The organism is Acinetobacter sp. GFQ9D191M (assembly GCF_011174875.1).
Classification (GTDB): Bacteria; Pseudomonadota; Gammaproteobacteria; order Pseudomonadales; family Moraxellaceae; genus Acinetobacter.
Window position 1 is genome coordinate 81345 of sequence record NZ_JAALGV010000101.1, and the last position, 23574, is coordinate 104918.

Below are 23574 nucleotides of genomic sequence, written 5' to 3' on the forward strand. Positions count from 1 at the left end.
CTAAGGAAAAATGCAGACCTTATAATAAAACTAGTTTAAACTTCAAATTAGTATGAAAAAAACAATGAAACGCTTGTTGAAATAAGGTAAATAAACTTTCAAGGGCAAGCGTTTGTGATTACAATTGATGACTTAAATTAGACCTCCTGTTTCATTTTTTAATTGAAGAATTAGACCGTGACCGACGCTCAGCAAAAACAGCCTAAACATGTCATGATGATGGCCGCAGGTACGGGTGGACATGTGTTTCCAGCGTTAGCCGTTGCAAAAGATCTACAACAACAAGGAATTGAAGTGTCCTGGTTGGCAACACCAGCGGGCATGGAAAACCGATTATTAAAAAACCATAATATTCCAATTTATCAAATCGATATTCAAGGTGTGCGTGGCAATGGTTTTGTGCGTAAAGTCTTGGCCCCGTTTAAAATTTTAAAAGCCACTCTTAGTGCTATGAAGCATATGAAACAGCTCAAAGTCGAAGCTGTTGCAGGCTTTGGCGGTTATGTGGCAGGACCGGGTGGTCTGGCAGCGCGGATCCTGGGTATTCCTGTAATTATTCACGAGCAAAATGCAGTCGCGGGTTTTACCAATACCCAGTTGTCACGGGTCGCTAAAACGGTATGTCAAGCTTTTCCTGATACTTTCCCGGCACAAGATAAAGTGGTGACTACTGGTAATCCGGTACGCAAAGAAATTACAGAAATTTTAAATCCGTCCTGGCGTTATCAGGAGCGGGAAAAAGCTGGCCAGCCGCTACGAATTTTAATTGTTGGTGGTTCACTTGGGGCACAAGCCTTAAATGAACGTGTGCCGGAAGCCTTGAAACAGTTGAATGTGCCGTTAAATGTCTATCATCAGTGTGGTCAAAATCATGCTGAAGCAACGCGCGCACGTTATGCAGACAAACCCGCCTCCTTGCAGGTTGAAGTTCAGCCGTTTATTGAAGATATGGCCCAAGCTTATAGCGACGCCGATCTGGTCATTTGCCGTGCCGGTGCACTGACGGTTACTGAAATTGCAACTGCCGGTGTAGCCGCGATTTTTGTACCGCTTCCAAGTGCGGTTGATGACCATCAGACTGCGAATGCCAAATTCCTGGCCAATCAGCAGGCAGCTAAAATCTGCCCGCAGGCTACTTTGACGCCAGACAGTTTAAAAACCTTATTAGAGCCGATGCTTGACCGTCAGGTATTGATGGAAATGGCGGTAAAAGCACGCCGTCAGGCTCAACCCGATGCGACCCAGCATGTGGTCCGTTTAATTCAAGAATTGTAATCCGAGTAAATTATGTCTCCAGTAACCCCAGCAGACCAAGCAAAGAAATTAATTAAAGTCCCGGAAATGCGCCGGATCAAGCATATCCATTTTGTAGGGATTGGTGGTGCAGGGATGTGCGGGATCGCGGAAGTACTGAAAAACCAGGGGTATAAAGTTTCTGGTTCAGACATCAAGGCCTCTAAAACTACGGCTCAATTAGAAGAAAATGGTATCAAGGTCTATATCGGCCATGCAGCCAGCAATATTAAGGGTGCCAATGTCATCGTGGTATCTACCGCGATTGATAAGGAAAACCCGGAAATCAAGGCGGCTCTTGAAACCCGTACACCGGTAGTCCGCCGTGCAGAAATGCTGGGTGAGCTGATGCGTTACCGTCACGGGATCGCGGTTGCAGGCACTCACGGTAAAACCACAACCACCAGCCTGATCACCTGTATGCTGGCAGAAGAAAATCTGGATCCAACTTATGTGATCGGCGGTTTGCTAAACCGTACCGGTGTGAATGCCGCTTTGGGTGCAAGTCGTTATATCGTGGCAGAAGCCGATGAATCAGATGCCTCATTCCTGTATCTAGAACCAATGGCTGCCGTGGTGACCAATATCGATGCTGACCATATGGATACTTATGGCGGTAGCTTCGATGTTTTAAAAGATACCTTTATCCAGTTCCTACAAAAACTACCATTCTATGGTTTGGCGGTTGTGTGTGGTGACGATGCCAATATCCGTGAAATCATGCCGCGTATTGGTCGTCCATTACTGACTTATGGTTTTAATGAAGATAATGACATTCGTGCCGTCGATGTCGTACAGGAAGGTATGCGCAGCCACTTTACCGTATTACGTAAAGATCGTGAGCCGCTACGCGTGACTGTGAATCAGCCGGGTCTGCACAATGTACTCAATGCCTTGGCTGCAATTGGGATTGCAACGGATGAAGGCGTATCCGATGCAGCTATTTGCCGTGCACTGGAAGGCTTCAGTGGTGTAGGTCGTCGCTTCCAGGTACAAGGTCAATTCGAACTTGAAGGCGGCGATGTGAAACTGGTCGATGACTATGGTCACCATCCAAAAGAAGTAGAAGCCACTATTAAAGCGGCTCGTGCCAGCCATCCAGATCGCCGTCTGGTGATGATGTTCCAGCCGCACCGTTTCAGCCGTACCCGTGACTGTTTTGATGACTTCGTAGAAGTGCTTTCACAAGTTGATCAGCTGCTCTTACTTGAAGTGTATCCGGCAGGGGAAAAGCCAATTGTAGGTGCAGATAGCCGCGCATTGGCACGTAGTATCCGTTTACGTGGGGAAGTTGAACCAATCCTGATTGATCCGGTTGAGGGGAACCTGAGCCAGGTGATGAAAAAGGTATTGCAAGCAAATGACTTGTTATTAACCCAAGGCGCAGGTAATGTTGGAGCAATCTCAATCGAACTTGCTCAAAATCATTTATATGTAAAGTAAAATAGTCATGTTATGACTGATTGAACAGATTCAAAAAGTTTAAGGATATAAACGTGTCAAATGCTTCAAAATTCGGAAAAGTTGCCGTATTGCTGGGTGGTAAATCTGCAGAGCGTGAGGTTTCGCTAGATAGTGGAACCGCCGTACTTGAGGCATTAATGCGTTCTGGGGTCAATGCAGAAGCGTTTGATCCACAAGAGCGTAGTGTTACCGAGCTAGTAAATTATGATCGTGCGTTTGTGGTATTGCATGGTCGTGGCGGTGAAGACGGTCAGATTCAGGGTGCGCTGGAATGGTTGAATATTCCATATACCGGTACAGGCGTACAGGGTTCTGCCATTGGTATGGATAAAGTCAAAACCAAACAGGTTTGGCAGGGTTCAGAATTACCTACTGCGCCATATCGTATCGTGACCAAGAACTCGAATGCGCAAGAAATTGTATCTGCTCTAGATTTGCCGCTGATCATTAAGCCTGTACACGAAGGTTCGAGTATTGGTATGAGTAAAGTTGAAAAAGTAGAAGACTTTGCTGATGCGATTGCCAAAGCCACTGAACATGATGCCGTGGTTATGGCAGAGAAATGGATCACAGGCCGTGAATTTACCATTGTAATTCTGAATGGTCAGGCCCTACCTGTCATTCGTCTGCAACCGCCAGAAGATGTGGCTTTCTATGACTATGAAGCTAAATATCAGCGTAATGATGTGGAATATGGCATTCCATGTGGCTTAAGCGAGTCTGAAGAGAAAGAATTGCAAGCCTTGGCTCTACGTGCCTTCCAGGCAGTGGGTGCAAGTGGCTGGGGCCGTATTGATGCAATGCAGGATGAACAGGGTAATTTCTGGTTGCTGGAAGTGAATACAGTTCCGGGGATGACCAGTCATTCTCTGGTACCAAAAGCGGCAGCAGCCGTCGGCTATAGTTTTGATGCGCTCTGTGTAGCGATTCTGGAACAAACATTAAACGGTGCGGCACACTAAGTTATGGCTCAACTCCCAGCAACCATGCGCCGTAAACGTGCTGCGATTACCTCAATTCACGACAAGCCGCCGACACGCAAAGAAAAACTGACCAACCTGGGTGGTTGGGCCTTGTTGTGTGTCGCGCTGGTGGTGCTGGCTTTTGGGATTTTTGGCCTGTATAAGGTGATGACGGATGCTCAGGTAGCAGAGCTGAAAGTGGCAGGAACGCGTTCAGCAGCTGAAGAGCGCCAGGTCATGCAGTACGTTTCACCGATTGTGACTGAAAACTATTTCACTTCGGACCTGGAATCGATTCGTGACCGCGCACTGGAATTGTCCTGGGTGGACCGTGTCGTAGTGTCTCGTGCCTGGCCAGACAAGATTCATGTCCGGGTGATGCCGCATCATGCTATTGCACGATGGGGTACAGGACGACTGCTAAGTGATAGTGGCATTATTTTCACTGAAGTCAGTCCTAAAGATTATTCAGCTTTACCGTTGCTGCATGGACCCTCTACTCATGCAAATACCATGATGCGACGTTATAATGAAATCAACCAGTTATTTTTACCACAAGGTATTCGTTTAAAAGAATTATATTTAACTGAACGAATGACGTGGTTTATGCAGTTTGATTCAGGTTTGCGTGTGATTGTCGATAAAGACCAGACCATGAGCAAGTTGCAACGTTTGAGTCATCTGTCCTATAGCGAACTAAAACCGGTATGGTCAAAAATTTCAGCGATTGACCTGCGTTATCGTAATGGATTGGCGATTCAATGGAAAAATTCAATTCCGCCTAAAATTGTAAATGGTCAATTTATTGTAACCATTAATGACACGGGCGTTGAGAATAATGTAACAGTAAAGCCATAATGACCGGCTTTAAAAACTAGAGGCCTTATAAAGCCATAAATCTAACAAACACGTAATGGTAGTAGTTAATAATGAGTGAAGCTGTTCCCTCGGTTGTGGCGATTGACATTGGGACACACAAAGTTTCAGTTTTGATTGGTAAGGTACACGCGCCAGACAATATCCAAGTGATTGGAATGGCGACCGCTCGTAACCGAGGCATGAATAAAGGAAAAATTGTCAGTCTCGATAAAGTCATTACCGCCATTAAAAACGCCGTACAAGAAGCGGAAGATATGGCTGAATGTCGTGTGCATTCTGCGTGGATTTCGATCCCGAGTGCTGAATTAAAAAGCTTTTATGCCTCGGGTCGTACCACCATTGATAATAGTGAACATTCAATTACGACCAGTGAAGTGGTACGGGCACTTGAGCTGGCCAAAGCCAGTCATGTCACCTCAGATCATTATCTGGTGAGTGCGGTACCATTGGGCTTCGAGCTGGATGATGCACCTGAGTGGGTACTCAACCCGATCCGTATGTCGGCACATAGCATGACCGGGCATTATCACTTGATGATGTTACCGATCAGCACCATGCAGAATATTGACCGCGCTTTAAAAGGGGCCAATATCGGTGTGGAGAAAATGGTGGTGTCCTGTCTGGCTACCGCTGAAGCCAGCCTGCTCAAAGATGAAAAAGAATATGGCGTGTGTCTGGTGGATATCGGTGCGGGAACCACCAATGTCGCTGTTTATCTGGATGGCCGTTTGGCATTAACCCATACCATTCAGCGTGGCGGTGAACATGTGACCCGTGATATCGCAGCAGTTTTACAGACTACGACAGAAGAAGCAGAACGTCTGAAATTGCTCTATGGTTGTGTTGACCTGAAAGTGGTTAAACCAGAGCATATGATTCAGTTCCAGGGCATTGATGGACCACAAACCATTAGCCGGATTGAACTGACTGAAATTATCATGGCGCGTTATGAAGAAATCATGGGTCTGGTGCGTGATGAACTGGTGAACCATGGCGCGATGCAGGGACTGTATCATGGTGTGGTGCTGACTGGTGATGCCAGTCAGATTGAAGGTATGGTCAGCTTTGTACGCCGTACCTTGGGTGTATCTGCACATCTGGGCAATCCGCCGGTACAGGTCTATGCGGATGAACAGCACCAGGCGGCTTTACGTCGTTCCCAGTACGCAACAGTGGCTGGTTTGCTGATGTTTAGTCAGAGTGATACCCAGGAAACCCTCGTTGAAACCGAAGACGGGGACAAATTATCAGTAACACAGCGCATTAAACGGGCATGGTCAGGTTTTAACGAAACGTTAAAAGCGATCTTTTAAGCGATTTTTATTGTGAATATTGTTGGGAAGTTGTAGTTAATCCGGCTTGTACTTGACAAGTGCCTGCTTGAGCAGCATTCTTAAAAACAATTTTTATCAAGATTAAGGCAGTATACGGGCTTAGTGACTGCCAATTATGAATTAGGAATTTTATAGGTCATGGCCTCATTTGAATTTTTCGAAGAAGATCATAGCGATAGCAATGGTCAAGCCCGTTTCACTGTATTTGGTGTAGGTGGTGCGGGTGGTAATGCTGTACAGCATATGTTGCAGTCCGATATCCAGGGCGTAAAGTTCGTCTGTGCCAATACAGACAAACAGGCACTGGATCGCATGGAAGCCGAATTTAAAATTCAGCTGGGTGAGCAAAGTACACGTGGTCTGGGTGCTGGAGCAAATCCACAGGTCGGTCAAGCGGCAGCAGAAGAAAGCCGTGAACTGATCCGCCAGCAGCTTGAAGGTACCGATATGGTATTCGTTACTGCCGGTATGGGTGGTGGTACAGGTACCGGTGCTGCGCCAGTCGTTGCTGAAATTGCTAAAGAAATGGGTATCCTCACTGTTGGTGTCGTAACTACACCATTCAACTTTGAAGGTAAACGCCGTCTGCAATCTGCCGAGAAGGGGATTGAAGCGTTAGAACAGCACGTAGATTCTCTGATCATCATTCCAAACCAGCGTCTATTGAAAGTCTTCCGTGATATTTCAATGAAGGATGCATATAAAAAAGCGGATGATGTACTGTTGAATGCGGTACGTAGTATCTTTGATCTGGTGGTACGTCCTGGTCACATTAACCTTGACTTCGCCGATCTGAAAACTGCAATGAGTACACGTGGTTATGCCATGATGGGGGGAGGCTTGGGTCGTGGTGAAAACCGTGCACGTCAGGCAGCAGAACAGGCGATTCGCAGCCCATTACTGGATAACGTCACCATCATGAATGCCAAAGGTATTCTGATTAACGTGACGGGTGGTGATGACGTAACCTTCGGTGAAATCGAAGAAATTACTGATGTTGTAAACCAGATCGTGGATCTAGACGAAGGTCAGGTCTTCTACGGTACAGTATTTGATCCTGATGCTCGTGATGAAATCAGCGTCACAGTGATTGCGACTGGTCTGACTCGCCATGCTGCAGATTCGGTTGAGCCGACTAAACGCGCGAATGTACAGGCAGCACGTCCATCAGCATCACAGGCAGTAGTTGAAGATGATGATGTACCGGCAATTCAGCGTCAGCAAAATGAAGCAGGTGCAGCAGCTAATCCTGCAGCTTCAGTTTCTAGCCCGCGTCCAACGCCAATGAGCATCCAAGATTATCTTAAAAATCAACAGCGTAAGTAATATGTAACAGCATGTGTTTACGATGATTGCACAGAAAAGGTGGCTTTAGAGCCACCTTTTGTTTTTTATCAATGGCCAAATATGCTAACGTATAGCGGTTTTATTGGTGAACAGATGATAAAAAGCATGTTGAAACAACGTACCCTGCAACGTATCGTGAAAGCGAGCGGAATCGGTCTTCATAGTGGGCAGAAGGTTATGATTAACTTTGTGCCACACCACGCCGATGGGGGCATTGTGTTTCGTCGTATTGATCTGGATCCACCTGTCGATATTCCTGCGGATGCCTTATTGATCCAGGAAGCCTTCATGTGTTCGAATCTGGTTCAGTCAAATGCCAAAGTGGGTACGATTGAGCATGTGATGAGCGCCATTGCGGGACTGGGCATTGATAACCTGATTATTGAAGTGTCAGCTTCAGAAGTTCCCATTATGGATGGTAGTGCCGGACCTTTCATTTATCTGCTCATGCAGGGCGGCTTGCAAGAACTAGATGCACCAAAGAAATTTATTAAAATTATTAAACCTGTTGAAGCCCTGATCGATGATAAACGGGCGATTTTCAGCCCACACGACGGCTTTCAGCTAAATTTCACTATTGATTTTGATCACCCTGCCTTTAAAAAAGAACATCAGTCTGCCAGCATCGATTTTTCTACAGAAACCTTCGTTTATGAAGTCAGTGAAGCGCGTACATTCGGCTTTATGAAAGACCTTGACTACTTGAAAGCCAATAATCTGGCTTTGGGTGCAAGCTTGGAAAATGCCATCGGTGTAGATGAAACTGGTGTGGTCAATGAAGAAGGTTTGCGTTTCTCGGATGAGTTTGTACGTCACAAGATTCTGGACGCAGTAGGTGATTTATACCTGCTAGGCCACCAGATCATTGCCAAATTTGATGGTTACAAATCAGGGCATGCTTTGAATAATCAACTATTGCGTAACGTGAAAAGTGACCCAAGCAGCTATGAAATTGTAACATTTGATGACGTAACTCAATGTCCAATTAGTTATGTAACTGTGACATAAGTCCTTGTCTTTGTGTCTTTGTGTTATAACTTAGCTGCATCTAATGTGACGCCTGTCACATAAAAATAACATTGGAATTTATTACATCTCATTGCAATGTTACTTTTTATTGCTTGCCAAACGTAGTAAAGCTTGGCTAAGCTTAGGGTCGCTTATAAAGTCAGCAGCACCGCGAAGTAATTCCTGTGTTTCTGGACTCAAGGCTCTTTCAGATTTTTCTGGAACCGGTTGAACAGGGGATGGATTCCTTAAGCAAACCTGGATTTTAGTGAGATCTTTTAATTCGTTTATTTGAGAGAGTTGTGAGATGTATTGCTTTTGAAGATAGGCCAATTGAGAAATCATGGCTTGGTTTTCACCAGTAATCGTTAACACACCATTTTGATAGCAGGCAACTTGCCATTGTTCGGGTTGAGGCAATAGCGGTTGTACGAGTTTCGTAAGCTTCTGCCATGCAGAAACTTGTGATGAGAGAAACGAAAAGTTTCCTGTTTTTATCTGTTTTCTTGTTTTTTGAAAGACGTTGACAGGTTCCGACATACATAATTCCTACATGTTTATGTCTTAATCTTATGCGCTTCTTAAAGTGGATATCAAGGAAGAGATCTTCAAGAAACTCGATTAGCAGTTTAGAGAGGTTTTTTATGCATATGCCTATGCGACGTATCCTATTGGCATTTTCTATTTCGGTTTCAGCTGCTTCAGTAGCTTTTGCAGATTTAGTGGATCTGAATCAACAAGATGCTACACCTGACCGTCTTGAGCAGTTAACACGTACTTTATCGCAGGGTTCTTATACCCATCCTGAAGATATTGATATTCCCGCACAAACTAAATTAAATGTTCAGCTACGTGAAAAACCGGTTGAACTGAATAATCAGACCATTGCTCAAAAATATGGCAATTCTTCATCCAGTAAAGTTGCATCTTCAAATAATCCTTATTCGTGGTTAGTGGCTCATCCATTACCCGACATGAAACGTGTCAGCTCAAATTTTGGCGGCCGTACCATGGGTGGTCGTGCTGAAAATCACTCAGGTCTAGATCTGGCTGCTGCAAGCGGTACACCGATCTATGCAACTGGTCCTGGTATCGTAACCAAATCGGGTTGGGGTACAGGTTATGGTCAGTATGTCGAAATTAACCATGGTAATGGATACCTTACTCGTTATGCCCATGCTTCACGCTTGATTGCACGTGTGGGAGATCAGGTGCAAGCCGGTGATCATATTGCGAATGTAGGTTGTACAGGTCGTTGTACTGGTCCTCATCTACACTATGAAGTAGTAAAAGACGGTCAACGTAAAAATCCTTCAACTTATTTAGCAATGTTGCCTTAAGCGTAGCTTTGCTCAAAATAACTGAAATACTTTAATACGTCTGATACTTGATACTCATAAAAAATCAATCAAACCGCTTTTAAGGCAATTAGACTGAACATTTCTTCCAGGGAGTAGAGAAGGAGTTCGGTCTAATTGCTTTTAGATATTATATTATCACCGAGAATTATAACTGTCGTATAAAAAATCGCCATTATTGACTTCTTTTTGTTACTTTGTGTAATAAAGTGTCAATGTATATTTAGATAATAAATAGTACTCCAGAACCGCATTCAGCCAAGGCCATACCTGCATAAGCCGTAAATATGATACATATAAGTGATCAATTTGGCTTTCAGGAACTGTAGATTATGGCGTTTTATGGAGATACCGACGCTCAAGAAACCCAAGAATGGCAAGACGCTTTTGACTCCGTTTTGCAGCACATGGGAACCGAGCGCGCCGCCTTTTTACTTGAAAAACTTTATCAACGCGCAATTGCCAAACATGTTCCTATTCAGCGTTTAAATACTCCCTACTTAAACACTATTTCTGTAGAAGAACAACCTGCGATGCCGGGCGACCAGGACATGGAGCGCCGTATTCGCGCGCTGATCCGCTGGAATGCTTTGGCAATGGTGCTTCGCGCAAATAAAACCGGTGATGACTTAGGTGGTCACTTGGCCAGCTTTGCTTCATCTGCCACTTTATACGATGTGGGTTTTAACCATTTCTTCCGTGCCAATAACGACAGCTTCGGTGGCGACCTGATTTACTATCAAGGTCACTGTGCACCGGGGATTTATGCCCGCTCATTTTTAGAAGGTCGCTTAACTGAAGAGCATCTGAATAATTTCCGTCGTGAAGTCGGCGGCAAAGGCTTACCCTCTTATCCTCATCCTTACTTGATGCCAGATTACTGGCAGTTCCCGACGGTATCGATGGGTCTGGGTCCAATCATGTCGATCTATCAGGCGCATATTCAAAAGTATCTGATGAACCGTGGCTTGATTAAGGAAGAAGACCGTAAAGTCTGGGCTTATCTGGGCGATGGCGAAATGGATGAGCCGGAAAGCTTGGGCGCGATTTCACTGGCGGGTCGTGAGAAGCTGGACAACCTGATCTGGGTGGTGAACTGTAACTTGCAGCGTCTGGATGGCCCGGTACGTGGTAATGGCAAGATCATTCAGGAACTTGAATCATTGTTCCGTGGTGCTGGCTGGCGCGTGATTAAAGTTGTCTGGGGTCGTCATTGGGATCCGCTACTGGATAAAGACAAATCTGGTGCACTCAAAGCGATTATGGAAGAAGCAGTAGATGGTGATTATCAGCGCTATCAGGTGAAAGGTGGTGCTTATGCACGCGCACATTTCTTTGGTAAATATCCAGAAGCAGAAGCTTTGGTCAAAGACCTGAGCGATGAAGATATTGATAATCTGAACCGTGGTGGTCATGACCCGTACAAAGTCTTTGCTGCCTATGCAGAAGCGACCAAGGCCAAAGGTCAGCCAACGGTCATTCTGGCGAAAACCGTAAAAGGTTATGGTCTGTCTGATGAAATTGAAGCGGTGAATAAGACCCACCAAATCAAGAAAATGCAGCTGGAATCGTTGAAATACGTACGTAACCGTTTCAACTTGCCATTTACTGATGAACAACTGGAAGAAATTCCATTCTACCGCCCAAGCGAAAACTCGCCTGAAATTAAATATATGAAGGCACGCCGTGAAGCACTGGGTGGTTATCTGCCAGCACGTCGCAAAGAAAGCGAATCTTTACCAATTCCTGAGCTCTCTGTTTTTGATGCTGTGCTCAAAGGTTCAAACGGTAAAGAACAGTCCACCACCATGGTCATGGTTCGTCTCATCTCTGCCTTATTAAAAGAGAAAGCAATCAAGGACCGTGTGGTACCGATCGTGCCAGATGAAGCGCGTACCTTTGGTCTGGAAGGGATGTTCCGTCAATTGGGGATCTATGCAGCGCATGGTCAACAATATACCCCTGAAGATCAGGAACAGTTGATGCATTACCGTGAAGCCAAAGACGGTCATATGTTACAGGAAGGGATTAACGAAGCCGGTGCGATGAGCGCATGGGCAGCCTTGGCGACCAGTTATTCAACCAATAACCTGCCAATGATTCCGATGTACATGTACTACTCGATGTTCGGCTTCCAGCGTATTGGCGATATTGCCTGGGCCGCAGGTGATGCACAGGCGCAAGGCTTCTTGCTGGGTGCAACCGCTGGCCGTACTACCTTAAATGGTGAGGGCTTGCAGCATCAGGATGGTCATTCGCATATTCTGGCCAACACCATTCCAAACTGTGTCTCTTATGACCCGTGCTTTGGCTATGAGCTTGCTGTGATCGTGCATGATGGTCTGCAACGTATGTATGTGAATCAGGAGCGTGTGTTCTATTATCTGACCTTGATGAACGAAAATTACGAACATCCGCCAATGCCGCAAGGTGCAGAAGAAGGCATCAAGCGTGGTATGTATCTGCTGGAAGAAGACGAAAAAGCGACGGTTCAGTTGATGGGTTCAGGCGTGATTCTGCGTGAAGTCATCAAGGCCGCAAAAATCCTGCGTGAGGAATATCAGATTCATGCCAATGTCTGGAGCGTGACCAGCTTTAACGAACTCGCTCGCGATGGTATGGCATGTGAAGAATATAACCGCCTGCATCCACTGGCTGAAGAAGCGAAAGAGCCATGGGTGTCTCAGCAGTTACGTGACAAGGACGGTATTGTGGTATCGGCTACCGATCACATGCGTGCCTATAGCGAACAGATCCGTGCCTATCTTCCAGATAGCCGTCCATTCGTAGCCTTGGGTACCGATGGTTATGGCCGTTCAGATACCCGTGGCAACCTGCGTAGCTACTTTGGTGTCGATGCTGCACATATTGTCGTAGCAACCTTGAAGAAGCTGGCAGATGAAGGCGAAGTCGATGCACGTTTAGTGAAAGACGCGATCTCTAGCTTTGAGTTAGATACTGATCGTCCGGTGGCTTGGGCACCTCAGGCGACTCCTGAATTGCATCCAGTTGCTGACTACAAAGAGGAGAACTAATCATGCAAATTACGACTCCAGATATTGGTGTAGACAAGGCAACTGTGGCAGAAATCCTGGTGAAGGTGGGTGACACCATCGCTGTAGATGAAAGTATTGTGCTGCTGGAATCGGATAAAGCCTCTGTTGAAGTGCCAAGCACTTCAGCAGGTGTGGTCAAAAACATCCTGATCAATCAGGGTGATGAAGTATCTGAAGGTACTGTCCTGATTGAACTGCAGGCTGAAGATGATGCCAGTACGGTAGAAAGTCAGGAAGCTGATGCTGCTGACAAAACTTCGGAAAATACTCCAACTGAATTGCCTGATGAGGAAATCCTGCAGGAAGTGGCGGCACATCAGCCTAAAGCCTCTAGCCAAAGTGAACAGGCCTCTCAATCGGCTTCTACATCTACTGTAGAAGTGAAATTGCCGGATATTGGCGTAGAAAAGGCCCTGGTGGGTGAAATTCTGGTTCAGGTTGGCGATGAAGTTGAGGTGGATCAAAGCCTGGTCGTGGTTGAATCGGATAAAGCAACAGTTGAAGTACCAAGTACAGTTGCAGGTACTGTAGAAGCGATTCATATTCAGGAAGGTGATTCAGTCAAAGAGGGGGTGCTGATTCTGACAGTGAAAACTGCAGATTCAGCACCAGCTGCTGAGCAAGCAGCGCCTCAAGCAGAAGAAAAGCCAAAAGCTCAAGCAACACCTGAAGCCAAAACTGAAACAGCACCACAACAGGCGGCATCCCCTGCAGGCGATATTGAAGTAAAAGTACCTGACTTGGGTGTCGACAAGGCTGCTGTAGCAGAAATTCTGGTACAGGTCGGTGATACGGTGGAGAAAGACCAGAGCATCATCGTGGTCGAATCGGATAAAGCGACAGTAGAAGTGCCAAGCACGACTGCCGGAGTGATTAAGGCGATTCATGTTGAGCTGGGCCAGAGTGTTTCTGAAGGTGTGGCACTGATTACGATTAAAGCTGAAGGACAAGCATCACCTGCTGCAGCTCCAGCGGAAAAATCAGAAGCACCTGCAGTCAAAGCTACGCCTGCACCAGCCACAGCTCCAAAAGCTGAACCTGCTGCGACACCTGAAACGCATAGTGCAGACAAGCTCACCAAAGAGCAGAACGCTGCCAATGCCAAAGTTTATGCTGGTCCTGCTGTGCGTAAACTGGCTCGTGAACTGGGTGTGGTATTGGCAGAAGTGAAAGCTTCTGGTCCGCATGAGCGTCTAATGAAAGAAGACCTGTTTGCGTATGTGAAAGATCGTCTGACTGCACCGCAAACAACAACCGCACCTGCGGCAGCTACAGCTCCTGCTGGCTTACCAAAACTGCCTGATTTCAGTGCTTTTGGTGGGGTAGAAGAGAAAGCCTTGACGCGTCTGCAACAGGTTTCGATTCCACAGTTATCTTTAAATAACTATATCCCACAAGTGACCCAGTTTGATGCAGCAGACATCACTGAGCTGGAAGCTTGGCGTAATGAGCTGAAAGGCAACTTCAAGAAAGAAGGTATTGGCCTGACCATCATGGCTTTCATTATCAAGGCTGTAGCTTATCTGCTCAAAGAAGAACGCGAGTTTGCCGGTCACCTGTCTGATGACGGTAAATCGGTATTGCTACGTAATGAGATCCATATGGGCATTGCGGTTGCGACGCCAGATGGCTTGACTGTTCCTGTATTACGTAACCCGGACCAGAAGTCGATCAAGCAGATCGCCATTGAGCTCGGTGAATTAAGCCAGAAAGCGCGTGACAAGAAATTGTCACCTAAAGATCTGCAAGGTGCGAACTTCACGATTACCAGCTTGGGCTCAATTGGCGGTACAGCATTTACGCCGTTGGTGAACTGGCCGCAAGTGGCGATCCTGGGAATTTCCCCAGCAACCATGCAACCGGTATGGAATGGGGAGGGCTTTGATCCACGTTTGATGCTGCCACTGTCACTGTCTTATGACCATCGCGTAATTAATGGTGCCGATGCTGCACGCTTTACCAATAAGCTGACCAAGCTGTTAAAGGATATTCGTACACTCTTGATCTGATTCATGAATGTATGAAAATAAAAACCCTGCTCCGGCAGGGTTTTTTTATATGACAATTTGTAAATATAAACACGGTTGGCTATAATGGGCGCACTTCATTGGGGAGTAGCCGCCTTTTGCGCAAAGCAGAAGGGTGATGGTCAACATATTTGCTCAACAGGGCATGGTCATCATAGCAAAGAACCAAATAAGCTTCTCGAAGCTTTCTTTTGTTGGCAAGACCTTTGATTTACCATTCTGCAGATTTTGGCTGGCGGGAAGGGTGAATCATCGGTAGAAAATGCCAGCCAGAGAAAGACCGCATGTACGAATTCCTGCTTTCCACGGCCATCGTTGCACTTGCCGAAATGGGTGATAAAACCCAGTTACTGGCTTTGCTTCTTGCAGCACGTTTCCGCAAACCGACACCGATTTTAATTGCAATTTTACTGGCAACCCTGATTAACCATGGTCTTTCAGCAGCCCTGGGGCAATGGGTCACTACCGTTATTGGGCCAGAAATTTTGCTGTGGATCGTGTCAGTCGGTTTTATTGGGATGGCAATCTGGATGCTGATTCCGGATGAATTAGGGGATGAAAACGACAGTATCAATAAATGGCAAAAGTACGGCGTGTTTGGTGCGACTTTTGTGCTGTTCTTCCTGGCTGAAATTGGTGATAAAACCCAGATTGCGACAGTGGCACTGGCAGCACGTTTTGACAGTGTGCTTTGGGTGATGATGGGTACTACCGTCGGAATGATGATTGCCAACGCACCTGCGGTATTTATCGGTGATAAACTGGCGAATAAACTTCCAATCGGCCTGATTCATAAAATTGGCGCCAGTATTTTCTTGATCATCGGTGTCGGCACCTTGGCACAACATTATTTATTTTAAAAATAAAAATCAATTTCGTATAAATCCTGAGCTAAAAACTCGGGATTTTTTATTGTGAAATTGTGCTCAATTTACTGATAAATAAAGTGATATATCCAGTTTTATTGATTGTAAGTTCATTTAATTCCCTATATGTTATATGCCTATAGAAAAACCATCCTAAACGAAAAAAATTGGGGATTACTGATGGCCTTCGAGCGCACCACATCGCAAGTCTTGTTTGATAATGGGACACATAAATGTATTAGTTTTACCAGTCTCGTTAAAGGTGAAGGTGTCCAGGCAAACCAATTTCTGATTTTAGACAATGAGCGTGCTGCAGTACTTGATCCGGGCGGTGATTTAACTTATGTACCGTTGACCATGGAACTGAACCGCTATACCCGGTTAAGCAATCTGGATTATGTGATGGCATCGCATCAGGATCCGGACATTATTACCTCCATGCCGCGCTGGCTGGTCTATACCGAAGCCAAAGTCGTGGCTTCCAAGCTCTGGGCGCGTTTCTTGCCGCATCTGAATTCAGCCTTTATGAGTGACCGTATGAAAGGTAACTGGCTGGATCGTCTGGTTGAATTGCCGGATCATGGTCAGATCATTCCACTCGGTCAATCCAGCATTATTGCTATTCCAGCGCACTTTTTACATTCAGTCGGTAATTTCCAGTTTTATGACCCGATTGCCAAGATCCTGTTTTCTGGTGATATGGGGGCGTCAATGGTCGAGGATGCTTCAAAGCCACTGGAAAATTTTGCAGCGCACATTCCGAAAATGAAAGGATTTCACCAGCGCTATATGTGCAATAACAAGGTGATTCGTTTATGGGTACAGATGGTACGTACCATGGATGTAGACATGATTGTGCCACAACATGGAACACCATTTGTGGGTAAAGAACAGATTAACCAGTTTCTGGACTGGATTGAAACACTGGAATGTGGCACTGATTTAATGGATGAAACTGTTTTTACTTGTCCTGAATAGTTCAAGAAAATTTTAAATTTTTTCTTGAGTAGAAAAACAACATTTTTTATATTTTCCGCCGGCAAAAAAACTGTTTTTGATGACGAGAATTTATAAGAAATGTTGTCTCAAGTTCCTACACAAGATGCATGTTTAAGTTGTGGCGCATGTTGCGCCTATTTCAGGGTTTCATTTTATTGGGCAGAGGGGATTCCCATGCCTGAGCACTATACTGAGCCTGTCACCTCGGTCTATTCATGCATGGCGGGAACCAATCAGAAAAATCCGCGCTGTGTTGCGCTAGAAGGCAAGATTGGCGAGCAGGTGAGTTGCGGCATGTACGAGCTACGTAGCTCATCCTGTAAAGAAGTGCAGATCGCTGATGCCCAGTGCAATAAAGCACGGATGGCACACAATATGATTCCATTCATCCAGATTGAGCCGGATGAAGCCGAAAATGATGATAATTTCGAACGGGTGAGCTAAATTCAAACTCAAGATTTAAAAAGCAGGGTATGGACTCTGCTTTTTTTATGGGAGAAAAAATTAGTAAGGGATTTTGTAAAGCAAATAAATATGATGACTACTCTGGCATATTTAAATTGTTGATTGAATAGTCAAATTTACAGGTTTAGATATTCGGATTAAATCTAAGTCCAGATTTAGACAAAATAAATTTTGCAATTGCAATGAAATTTAGAGCTAAATTTGTTTATAATAGCGCACGGAAATTACCAGTGAGACTGTTATGTTGACCATCGTTCAAGACGCGTTAACCTTCGATGATGTCCTATTACTCCCTGCCTACTCTACTGTTCTCCCAAAAGATGTCTCTCTAAAGACACGCCTGACTCGCGGCATTAACCTGAATATCCCACTTGTTTCAGCAGCTATGGATACTGTGACTGAGTCACGTATGGCAATTGCGATGGCACAAAATGGCGGTATCGGTATTCTGCACAAGAACATGGATATTGCTGCCCAGGCCGCAGAAGTACGCCGTGTGAAAAAATTTGAAGCCGGTATGGTGAAAGATCCGATCACAGTTACCCCAGAAACTACAGTACGTGAACTGATCGCTGTAACTCAAGCGAATAACATCAGTGGCGTACCCGTGGTTAAAGACGGTAAAGTGGTTGGTATCGTGACAGGTCGTGATACACGTTTTGAAACCAATCTGGAACAGCCGGTTAGCAATATCATGACTGGCCAAGACCGTCTGGTGACTGTGCGTGAAGGCGAATCGAAAGAAAACATTCAGGCCTTATTGCAAAAAAACCGTATTGAAAAAGTGATCGTTGTTGGCGAAAACAATGAATTAAAAGGCTTGATCACGGTAACTGATTTCCGTAAAGCGGAACTTTATCCAAATAGCTGTAAAGATGATCTAGGTCGTCTACGTGTAGGTGCAGCAGTTGGTACTGGCGCTGAAACACCAAGCCGTGTAGAAGCACTGGTTGATGCTGGTGTAGATGTGATCGTTGTGGACACTGCACATGGTCACTCTGCGGGTGTGATCGAGCGTGTACGCTGGGTCAAACAGAACTACCCACAAGTTCAAGTGATTGGCGGTAATATCGCCACTGGTGATGCTGCGCTTGCCTTGCTTGATGCGGGTGCGGACGCCGTAAAAGTGGGGATTGGTCCTGGCTCAATCTGTACAACTCGTATTGTGGCTGGTATTGGTATGCCACAAATTTCTGCAATTGATTCTGTTGCACGTGCATTGAAAGAACAGATTCCATTGATTGCTGATGGTGGTATCCGTTTCTCTGGAGATATGGCAAAAGCGATTGGCGCTGGTGCAAGTACCATCATGGTGGGTTCACTGATGGCCGGTACTGAAGAAGCACCGGGCGAAGTTGAATTCTTCCAGGGCCGTTACTACAAGGCTTACCGTGGTATGGGTTCTTTGGGTGCGATGGCCGGTGCAACTGGTTCTGCTGACCGTTACTTCCAGGATTCTAAAGCCGGTGCTGAAAAACTGGTTCCTGAAGGTATTGAAGGTCGCGTACCGTACAAAGGCCCAATGGGCAATATCGTGCATCAGATGATGGGCGGTCTGCGTTCTTCTATGGGCTATACCGGTTCTGCAACGATTGATGATCTTCGTCAAAATGCCAAGTTTGTGAAAATCACATCTGCCGGTATGTCTGAGTCTCACGTGCATGATGTAACCATCACCAAAGAAGCGCCAAACTACCGTATGGGCTAACTTTCGCTGATTGTTTACTCTAAAAAAGCCGTCATCCTCATGACGGCTTTTTTGTTTTGGTGTACAGTGTTGCACAATGAAAAAGGATGATGTAAATCACCCGCTAAGAAGTGAGACAAAGCATGAGTTATTTTGGTACCGATGGTATTCGTGGAAAATTTGGTGAGTTACCGATTACACCTGAATTTGCCCTGAAATTAGGTTTTGCGGCAGGAAAAGTATTAAAACGAAATAGCAAAAAAAACAAACCATTGGTGGTACTGGGGAAAGATACCCGTTTATCTGGTTATATTCTGGAATCTGCGCTACAGGCAGGACTCAATACGGCAGGTGTCTATGTGCATCTGCTTGGACCTTTGCCAACACCTGCCATTGCCCATTTGACCCGTGCTTTGCATGCTAGTCTCGGTATTGTCATTTCTGCATCACACAATCCGTATTTCGATAATGGGATTAAATTTTTCTCGAGTGAAGGTAAAAAACTGCCTGATGCTTTGCAGGATGAGATCAACCAGGAACTGGAAAAAGAACTAGTAATTGAAGATAACGCGAACTTGGGTAAAAGTTTCCGTGTGAAAGATGCCAATGGCCGTTATATCGAATTCTGTAAGTCGACTTTCCCATACCATTTAGACCTGAATGATTTAACCATTGTCGTTGACTGTGCCAATGGTGCAGCTTATAGCGTTGGCCCTGCGGTTTTCCGTGAGTTGGGTGCTAAGGTTATTTCCATCTATGATGAACCGACCGGTCTGAATATAAATGAGAACTGTGGTTCAACTCATCCGGAAAATCTGCAAAAAGCAGTGGTTGAGCATGGTGCTGATTTAGGCATAGCCTTCGATGGTGATGCTGACCGCGTGATTATGGTCGATAAAAACGGTGAGCAAATTACCGGCGATCATATTCTGTATATTCTTGCGACTCAGGCAAAAAATAAGCCAGCTGGGATTGTTGGTACCTTGATGAGCAACATGGCGCTGGAACTGGCCCTCGAGAAAGCTGGGGTAGAGCTGCTACGTGCCAAAGTCGGTGACCGTTATGTACTGCAAGGTCTGGAAGAAAAAGGCTGGTCGATTGGTGGTGAGCCATCAGGCCATATCCTGACTTTGGACAAGAGCACCACAGGCGATGCGATTATTGCTGCGCTGCAAGTCTTAACCGTGATGGTCGAGCAGAAGAAAGCACTGCACGAGTTAGTGGCTGATTTTAAATTATTGCCGAATGTCTTGGTGAATGTACGTCTGAATACCATGTTTGACCCGTACTCAGTGCCTGCTTTGACTGCAGAATTTAGCAAAGCTGAAGAACAGCTCAAAGGCCGTGGCCGTTTACTGATCCGTAAATCAGGGACTGAACCGGTGATCCGTGTCATGGTGGAAGGCGAGGATCTTGCAGAGGTAACCACACTGGCAAATTCATTGGCTGATGCGGTACGTGCCAACGCCGCTTAAATGGGGGAAGAGTGAATGAGCGATCTGATTAAGGATCTAAGTGAACTGCGTCTGAACTACCAAAAAGGCGAGCTACATGAAGATCAGGTCAATCCCAATCCGCATATGCAGTTTTTGCAGTGGTTTAACCATGCCCTTGCTGCACAGCTGCATGAACCTTATGCCATGTCATTGGCAACTGCAAATGCACAGGGTCGTCCGCATGTGCGCACAGTGTTGCTGCGTGGTGCCACTGAAGCGGGTTATGATTTCTATACCAATTATGACAGTCAAAAAGGTCTGGATCTGGCCGAAAACCCGTATGCAGAATTGCTGTTTTACTGGCAGGAACAGGAACGTCAGATCCGGATTAGCGGTAAGGTAGTTAAAATTTCGGAAGAAGAATCGACTGATTATTATCATAAACGTCCACGTGAAAGTCAGATCGCTGCTCATATCAGTACTCCGCAAAGTGGTGTGGTTGCGAGTCGTGAAGAACTACAGCAACGTTTCTGGAATCTGCATCAGCAGGTTGCCAATCAGGAAGAGCTGGATAAACCGGTATTCTGGGGCGGCTATCGTTTGCAGCCGGACTATTATGAATTCTGGCAGGGGCGCCCCAACCGTTTACATGACCGCCTGAGTTATGAAAAAATCGATGGGGCGTGGAAACTACAACGATTGATGCCATAACAATGCCTAAACTTGAAATCAAGCAAAGACCTTTACTGACACGCCCTGAATCTTTTCAGGGCGTGCCTTCATTTGTAGCTAACATTCTGGCACGCCGTGGCGTGGAATCTGAACAGGAGCTGGAGCTGAAACTCAAGCATCTGCTGGCTCCGACCATGAAAGGCTTAACGGAAGCGGTCCAGCTGATTGATCAGGCTATAGATGCCGGCCAGAAAATCGTAATTGTCGGTGACTATGATGCTGATGGGGCGACCAGTACCACACTGATGGTACTTGCTCTGCGTGATATGGGTGCTCATGTCGACTATCTGGTTCCTGACCGGTTTAAGTATGGTTATGGCCTGACACCTGCGATTGCGGATCTAGCTTTTGCTAATTTTACGCCGGATCTTTTAATCACAGTGGATAACGGGATTTCCAGTCATGAAGGCGTGAAACAGGCGCAAGATCATGGTATGCAGGTGATTATTACCGATCACCACTTAACTACCAAGCCTACACCTGCAGCAGAGGCTGTGGTCAATCCCAATCAGCTGGGTTGTGATTTTCCAAGTAAGGCTTTGGCAGGTGTAGGGGTAGCTTTTTATGTTCTGGCAAATCTATCGACTCATCGTAAAAAGTTGGGTAAATCTTCAACGGTTATTACCAATTATCTGGATCTGGTCGCTTTAGGTACTTATGCAGATGTCGCAAGTCTGGACTATAACAACCGTATTCTGGTGGATGCCGGCTTAAAACGGATTCAACATCATCTTTGCCGACCTGGCATCAGTGCCTTGCTAGAGATTGCTGGTCGTGATGCAGCTACGCTCAAAGCGCAGGATCTGGGTTTTGTGCTTGGCCCACGCATTAATGCAGCGGGTCGTATGGAAACCATGGATATCGGGATCGAGTGTTTGCTTGCTCCGGATCTGGCAACCGCTTATCCACTCGCAGAACAGCTGAATAAACTCAATGTCGAACGTCGTCAGGTAGAAGGCAAAATCAAGCAAGAAGCTTTGACTGAACTGGAAAAAATCCAGCTGGATGAGAATACTTTGCCAGCCGCGCTGATCATGTTTGAACAGCACTGGCATCAGGGTGTGATCGGGATTGTGGCGGGGCGTTTAAAAGAACAGTTCCATCGTCCAAGTATTGTGTTCGCAGCAGATGAAGATGGGATTCATATCAAAGGTTCAGCACGTTCCATTGAAGGGATTCATATCCGGGATAGTATTGAACGGATAGCAGAGCAGTATCCGCATCTGGTCAGCCATTTTGGTGGGCACGCGGCCGCAGCGGGACTAACCATTAAAAAGCAGCATTTTGCTGAATTTAAACAGGTCTTTGAACAGCTGATTGCAGAGATGGATGAAAGCCTATTTACCGCTACGCTGTGGACTGATGGGGAACTACCGGCATCAGCTTTCCAAATTGAAACGGTCGATTTACTGCAAAACTTAAGTCCATGGGGACAAAAGTTTCCTCAACCGATTTTTGAAGGCATCTTTAAGATTCTGGATTACCGCTGGCTCAAGGATGTACATCTGAAATTACGTGTTGCCTTAGAGAATGGACAGGTTGTGGATGCGATTGCCTTTAGTGCCATCGATAAATACAAGTTTGATCCGATGAAACAGCATGTACGTCTGGTCTATGAACTGGATAAAAATGTCTTTAATGGCAATGTTAGCCTGCAAATGCGAATTGCTCATCTGGAACAATAAATTATTCAAATAAAAAACCGCTCAATTGAGCGGTTTTTTTTTGGACTTTTAATCTTGGAGATTAGAAGCGGTATGCACCACGTACGCCAAAGATATTGCCTTCGTCAGCAAAATCAATTGAACCTTCTAGGCTAACTTGTTGATTGAAGAATTTCTTCGCGCGAATAGTGAAAACATCACTATTATCAATATCGGAATCAGAATAGCCCAGACCAACACTGAAAGTTTTGTCTAAATATAAATCTGCACCGAGGCTATAAGCATCAAGATCACCGAAGCTTGCGCCACCTTCAAAGTTCATGTCATATTGACCGACTTGAGTAACATATTTGGCACGTAAGGTTGGATCAACATCATCGCCTGCGTCATTGTCATAACCAGCTAGGCCAACAGCAACTAATAGACCAGGGACCGGTAAATAACCTAATTCTGCTGAGTAAAGAGTTGTGTCATCATCACCAATAGGTGTATCAGTAGATGATTGACCAATATTACCACTTACATAAAAATCTGAATTTGGAACAAAATATTCAACACCTACATTAAATGTAGTCACATCAAATAAATCGTAATCAATATAAGAAACCGCTGCATTGATATTGCTTGCACGATTTAAAAATGCTGCTTCATTAAGAGGCGAGTTTTTAACTTGGACTGGATTGAAGTAGTAAGTTCCATCAATTGCGAAACCAGTAGAAGTATCCCCATTGTCTGGATCAACCAGAGCAATCGTACCGCCCACTTCAGCTTGATAAGCGTGAGCAGTTCCTAGGCTAGCAATAAGTACTGTAGCAAGAGTAAGTTTCTTAAACATTTAGATTTTCTCTCTTTGTTATAAAATATGGCTGTTTTATTAACAGTTGTAACAAATTGTACAGATAATAATCGCCCCGTCAATGTGCAAAAACTACCTAAATGCTTGTTTAAAGTGCAATAAAAAAACCCATCCGAAGATGTAATGCCAGTCAGTTAAGAG

The 23574-nt window shown here is 45.4% G+C and carries 19 protein-coding genes and 1 riboswitch; of the genes, 17 read left to right on the forward strand and 2 right to left on the reverse strand.

All coding sequences use genetic code 11. The annotated features are described in order from the left end of the window. The first annotated feature begins 177 nt into the window (after positions 1-177). The 7 genes from murG (at position 178) to lpxC (ending at position 8287) form a co-directional block, all read left to right on the forward strand. Positions 178-1275: an undecaprenyldiphospho-muramoylpentapeptide beta-N-acetylglucosaminyltransferase gene (gene murG, locus G5T77_RS14300; protein WP_034703617.1), complete on the forward strand. Its 1098-nt coding sequence runs from the start codon at positions 178-180 to the stop codon at positions 1273-1275. Between the two features lie 12 nt (positions 1276-1287). Next, the gene (gene murC / locus G5T77_RS14305; protein ID WP_005232692.1) at positions 1288-2736 is read left to right on the forward strand and encodes a UDP-N-acetylmuramate--L-alanine ligase; all 1449 of its coding nucleotides are present in this window, start codon (positions 1288-1290) and stop codon (positions 2734-2736) included. A 53-nt stretch (positions 2737-2789) separates the two neighbouring features. Next, positions 2790-3719: a D-alanine--D-alanine ligase gene (locus G5T77_RS14310; protein WP_166137467.1), complete on the forward strand. Its 930-nt coding sequence runs from the start codon at positions 2790-2792 to the stop codon at positions 3717-3719. 3 nt (positions 3720-3722) lie between these two features. Beyond that, positions 3723-4577: a cell division protein FtsQ/DivIB gene (locus G5T77_RS14315; RefSeq protein ID WP_034703611.1), complete on the forward strand. Its 855-nt coding sequence runs from the start codon at positions 3723-3725 to the stop codon at positions 4575-4577. Between the two features lie 71 nt (positions 4578-4648). Further along, positions 4649-5911: a cell division protein FtsA gene (gene ftsA / locus G5T77_RS14320; protein ID WP_034170249.1), complete on the forward strand. Its 1263-nt coding sequence runs from the start codon at positions 4649-4651 to the stop codon at positions 5909-5911. A 159-nt stretch (positions 5912-6070) separates the two neighbouring features. Further along, the gene (gene ftsZ / locus G5T77_RS14325) at positions 6071-7258 is read left to right on the forward strand and encodes a cell division protein FtsZ (protein ID WP_166137464.1); all 1188 of its coding nucleotides are present in this window, start codon (positions 6071-6073) and stop codon (positions 7256-7258) included. 126 nt (positions 7259-7384) lie between these two features. Beyond that, on the forward strand, positions 7385-8287 hold the full coding sequence (gene lpxC / locus G5T77_RS14330; RefSeq protein ID WP_034170289.1) for a UDP-3-O-acyl-N-acetylglucosamine deacetylase: 903 nt from the start codon (positions 7385-7387) through the stop codon (positions 8285-8287). Positions 8288-8386: 99 nt separating this feature from the next. On the opposite strand, the gene G5T77_RS14335 is transcribed toward lpxC, so the two are convergent. Further along, positions 8387-8827 (reverse strand): DciA family protein, encoded by a 441-nt coding sequence (locus tag G5T77_RS14335; protein WP_004781492.1) that lies wholly within the window; start codon positions 8825-8827, stop codon positions 8387-8389. 110 nt (positions 8828-8937) lie between these two features. Between G5T77_RS14335 and G5T77_RS14340 the strand changes: the two genes are divergently transcribed. From G5T77_RS14340 to recJ, 10 genes are all read left to right on the forward strand, one after another. Beyond that, positions 8938-9627, forward strand: a complete 690-nt coding sequence (locus G5T77_RS14340; RefSeq protein ID WP_034170247.1) for a M23 family metallopeptidase — start codon at positions 8938-8940, stop codon at positions 9625-9627. Between the two features lie 350 nt (positions 9628-9977). Further along, positions 9978-12680, forward strand: coding sequence for a pyruvate dehydrogenase (acetyl-transferring), homodimeric type (gene aceE / locus G5T77_RS14345; protein ID WP_125279167.1), 2703 nt, complete (start codon positions 9978-9980; stop codon positions 12678-12680). A 2-nt stretch (positions 12681-12682) separates the two neighbouring features. Then, positions 12683-14710, forward strand: a complete 2028-nt coding sequence (locus tag G5T77_RS14350) for a 2-oxo acid dehydrogenase subunit E2 (protein ID WP_166137461.1) — start codon at positions 12683-12685, stop codon at positions 14708-14710. 88 nt (positions 14711-14798) lie between these two features. Next, a riboswitch (yybP-ykoY riboswitch) is annotated at positions 14799-14939 on the forward strand. 73 nt (positions 14940-15012) lie between these two features. Continuing rightward, entirely contained in the window at positions 15013-15588 is a 576-nt protein-coding gene (locus G5T77_RS14355; protein ID WP_159123792.1) for a TMEM165/GDT1 family protein, read from the forward strand. A 186-nt stretch (positions 15589-15774) separates the two neighbouring features. Then, positions 15775-16572: an MBL fold metallo-hydrolase gene (locus G5T77_RS14360; RefSeq protein ID WP_159123793.1), complete on the forward strand. Its 798-nt coding sequence runs from the start codon at positions 15775-15777 to the stop codon at positions 16570-16572. A 99-nt stretch (positions 16573-16671) separates the two neighbouring features. Then, positions 16672-17037, forward strand: coding sequence for a YkgJ family cysteine cluster protein (locus tag G5T77_RS14365; RefSeq protein ID WP_166137458.1), 366 nt, complete (start codon positions 16672-16674; stop codon positions 17035-17037). A 262-nt stretch (positions 17038-17299) separates the two neighbouring features. Further along, the gene (gene guaB, locus G5T77_RS14370) at positions 17300-18766 is read left to right on the forward strand and encodes an IMP dehydrogenase (protein WP_034170242.1); all 1467 of its coding nucleotides are present in this window, start codon (positions 17300-17302) and stop codon (positions 18764-18766) included. 122 nt (positions 18767-18888) lie between these two features. After that, positions 18889-20220 (forward strand): phosphoglucosamine mutase, encoded by a 1332-nt coding sequence (gene glmM / locus G5T77_RS14375; RefSeq protein WP_166137455.1) that lies wholly within the window; start codon positions 18889-18891, stop codon positions 20218-20220. Positions 20221-20235: 15 nt separating this feature from the next. Next, positions 20236-20892 carry a pyridoxamine 5'-phosphate oxidase gene (pdxH, locus tag G5T77_RS14380; RefSeq protein WP_159123794.1) on the forward strand — a complete coding sequence of 219 codons (657 nt, stop codon included), beginning with the start codon at positions 20236-20238 and terminating at the stop codon, positions 20890-20892. A gap of 2 nt (positions 20893-20894) precedes the next feature. Further along, positions 20895-22598 carry a single-stranded-DNA-specific exonuclease RecJ gene (recJ, locus tag G5T77_RS14385; protein WP_166137452.1) on the forward strand — a complete coding sequence of 568 codons (1704 nt, stop codon included), beginning with the start codon at positions 20895-20897 and terminating at the stop codon, positions 22596-22598. Between the two features lie 61 nt (positions 22599-22659). On the opposite strand, the gene G5T77_RS14390 is transcribed toward recJ, so the two are convergent. Then, on the reverse strand, positions 22660-23412 hold the full coding sequence (locus tag G5T77_RS14390; protein ID WP_166137449.1) for a putative porin: 753 nt from the start codon (positions 23410-23412) through the stop codon (positions 22660-22662). Positions 23413-23574: the final 162 nt, after the last annotated feature.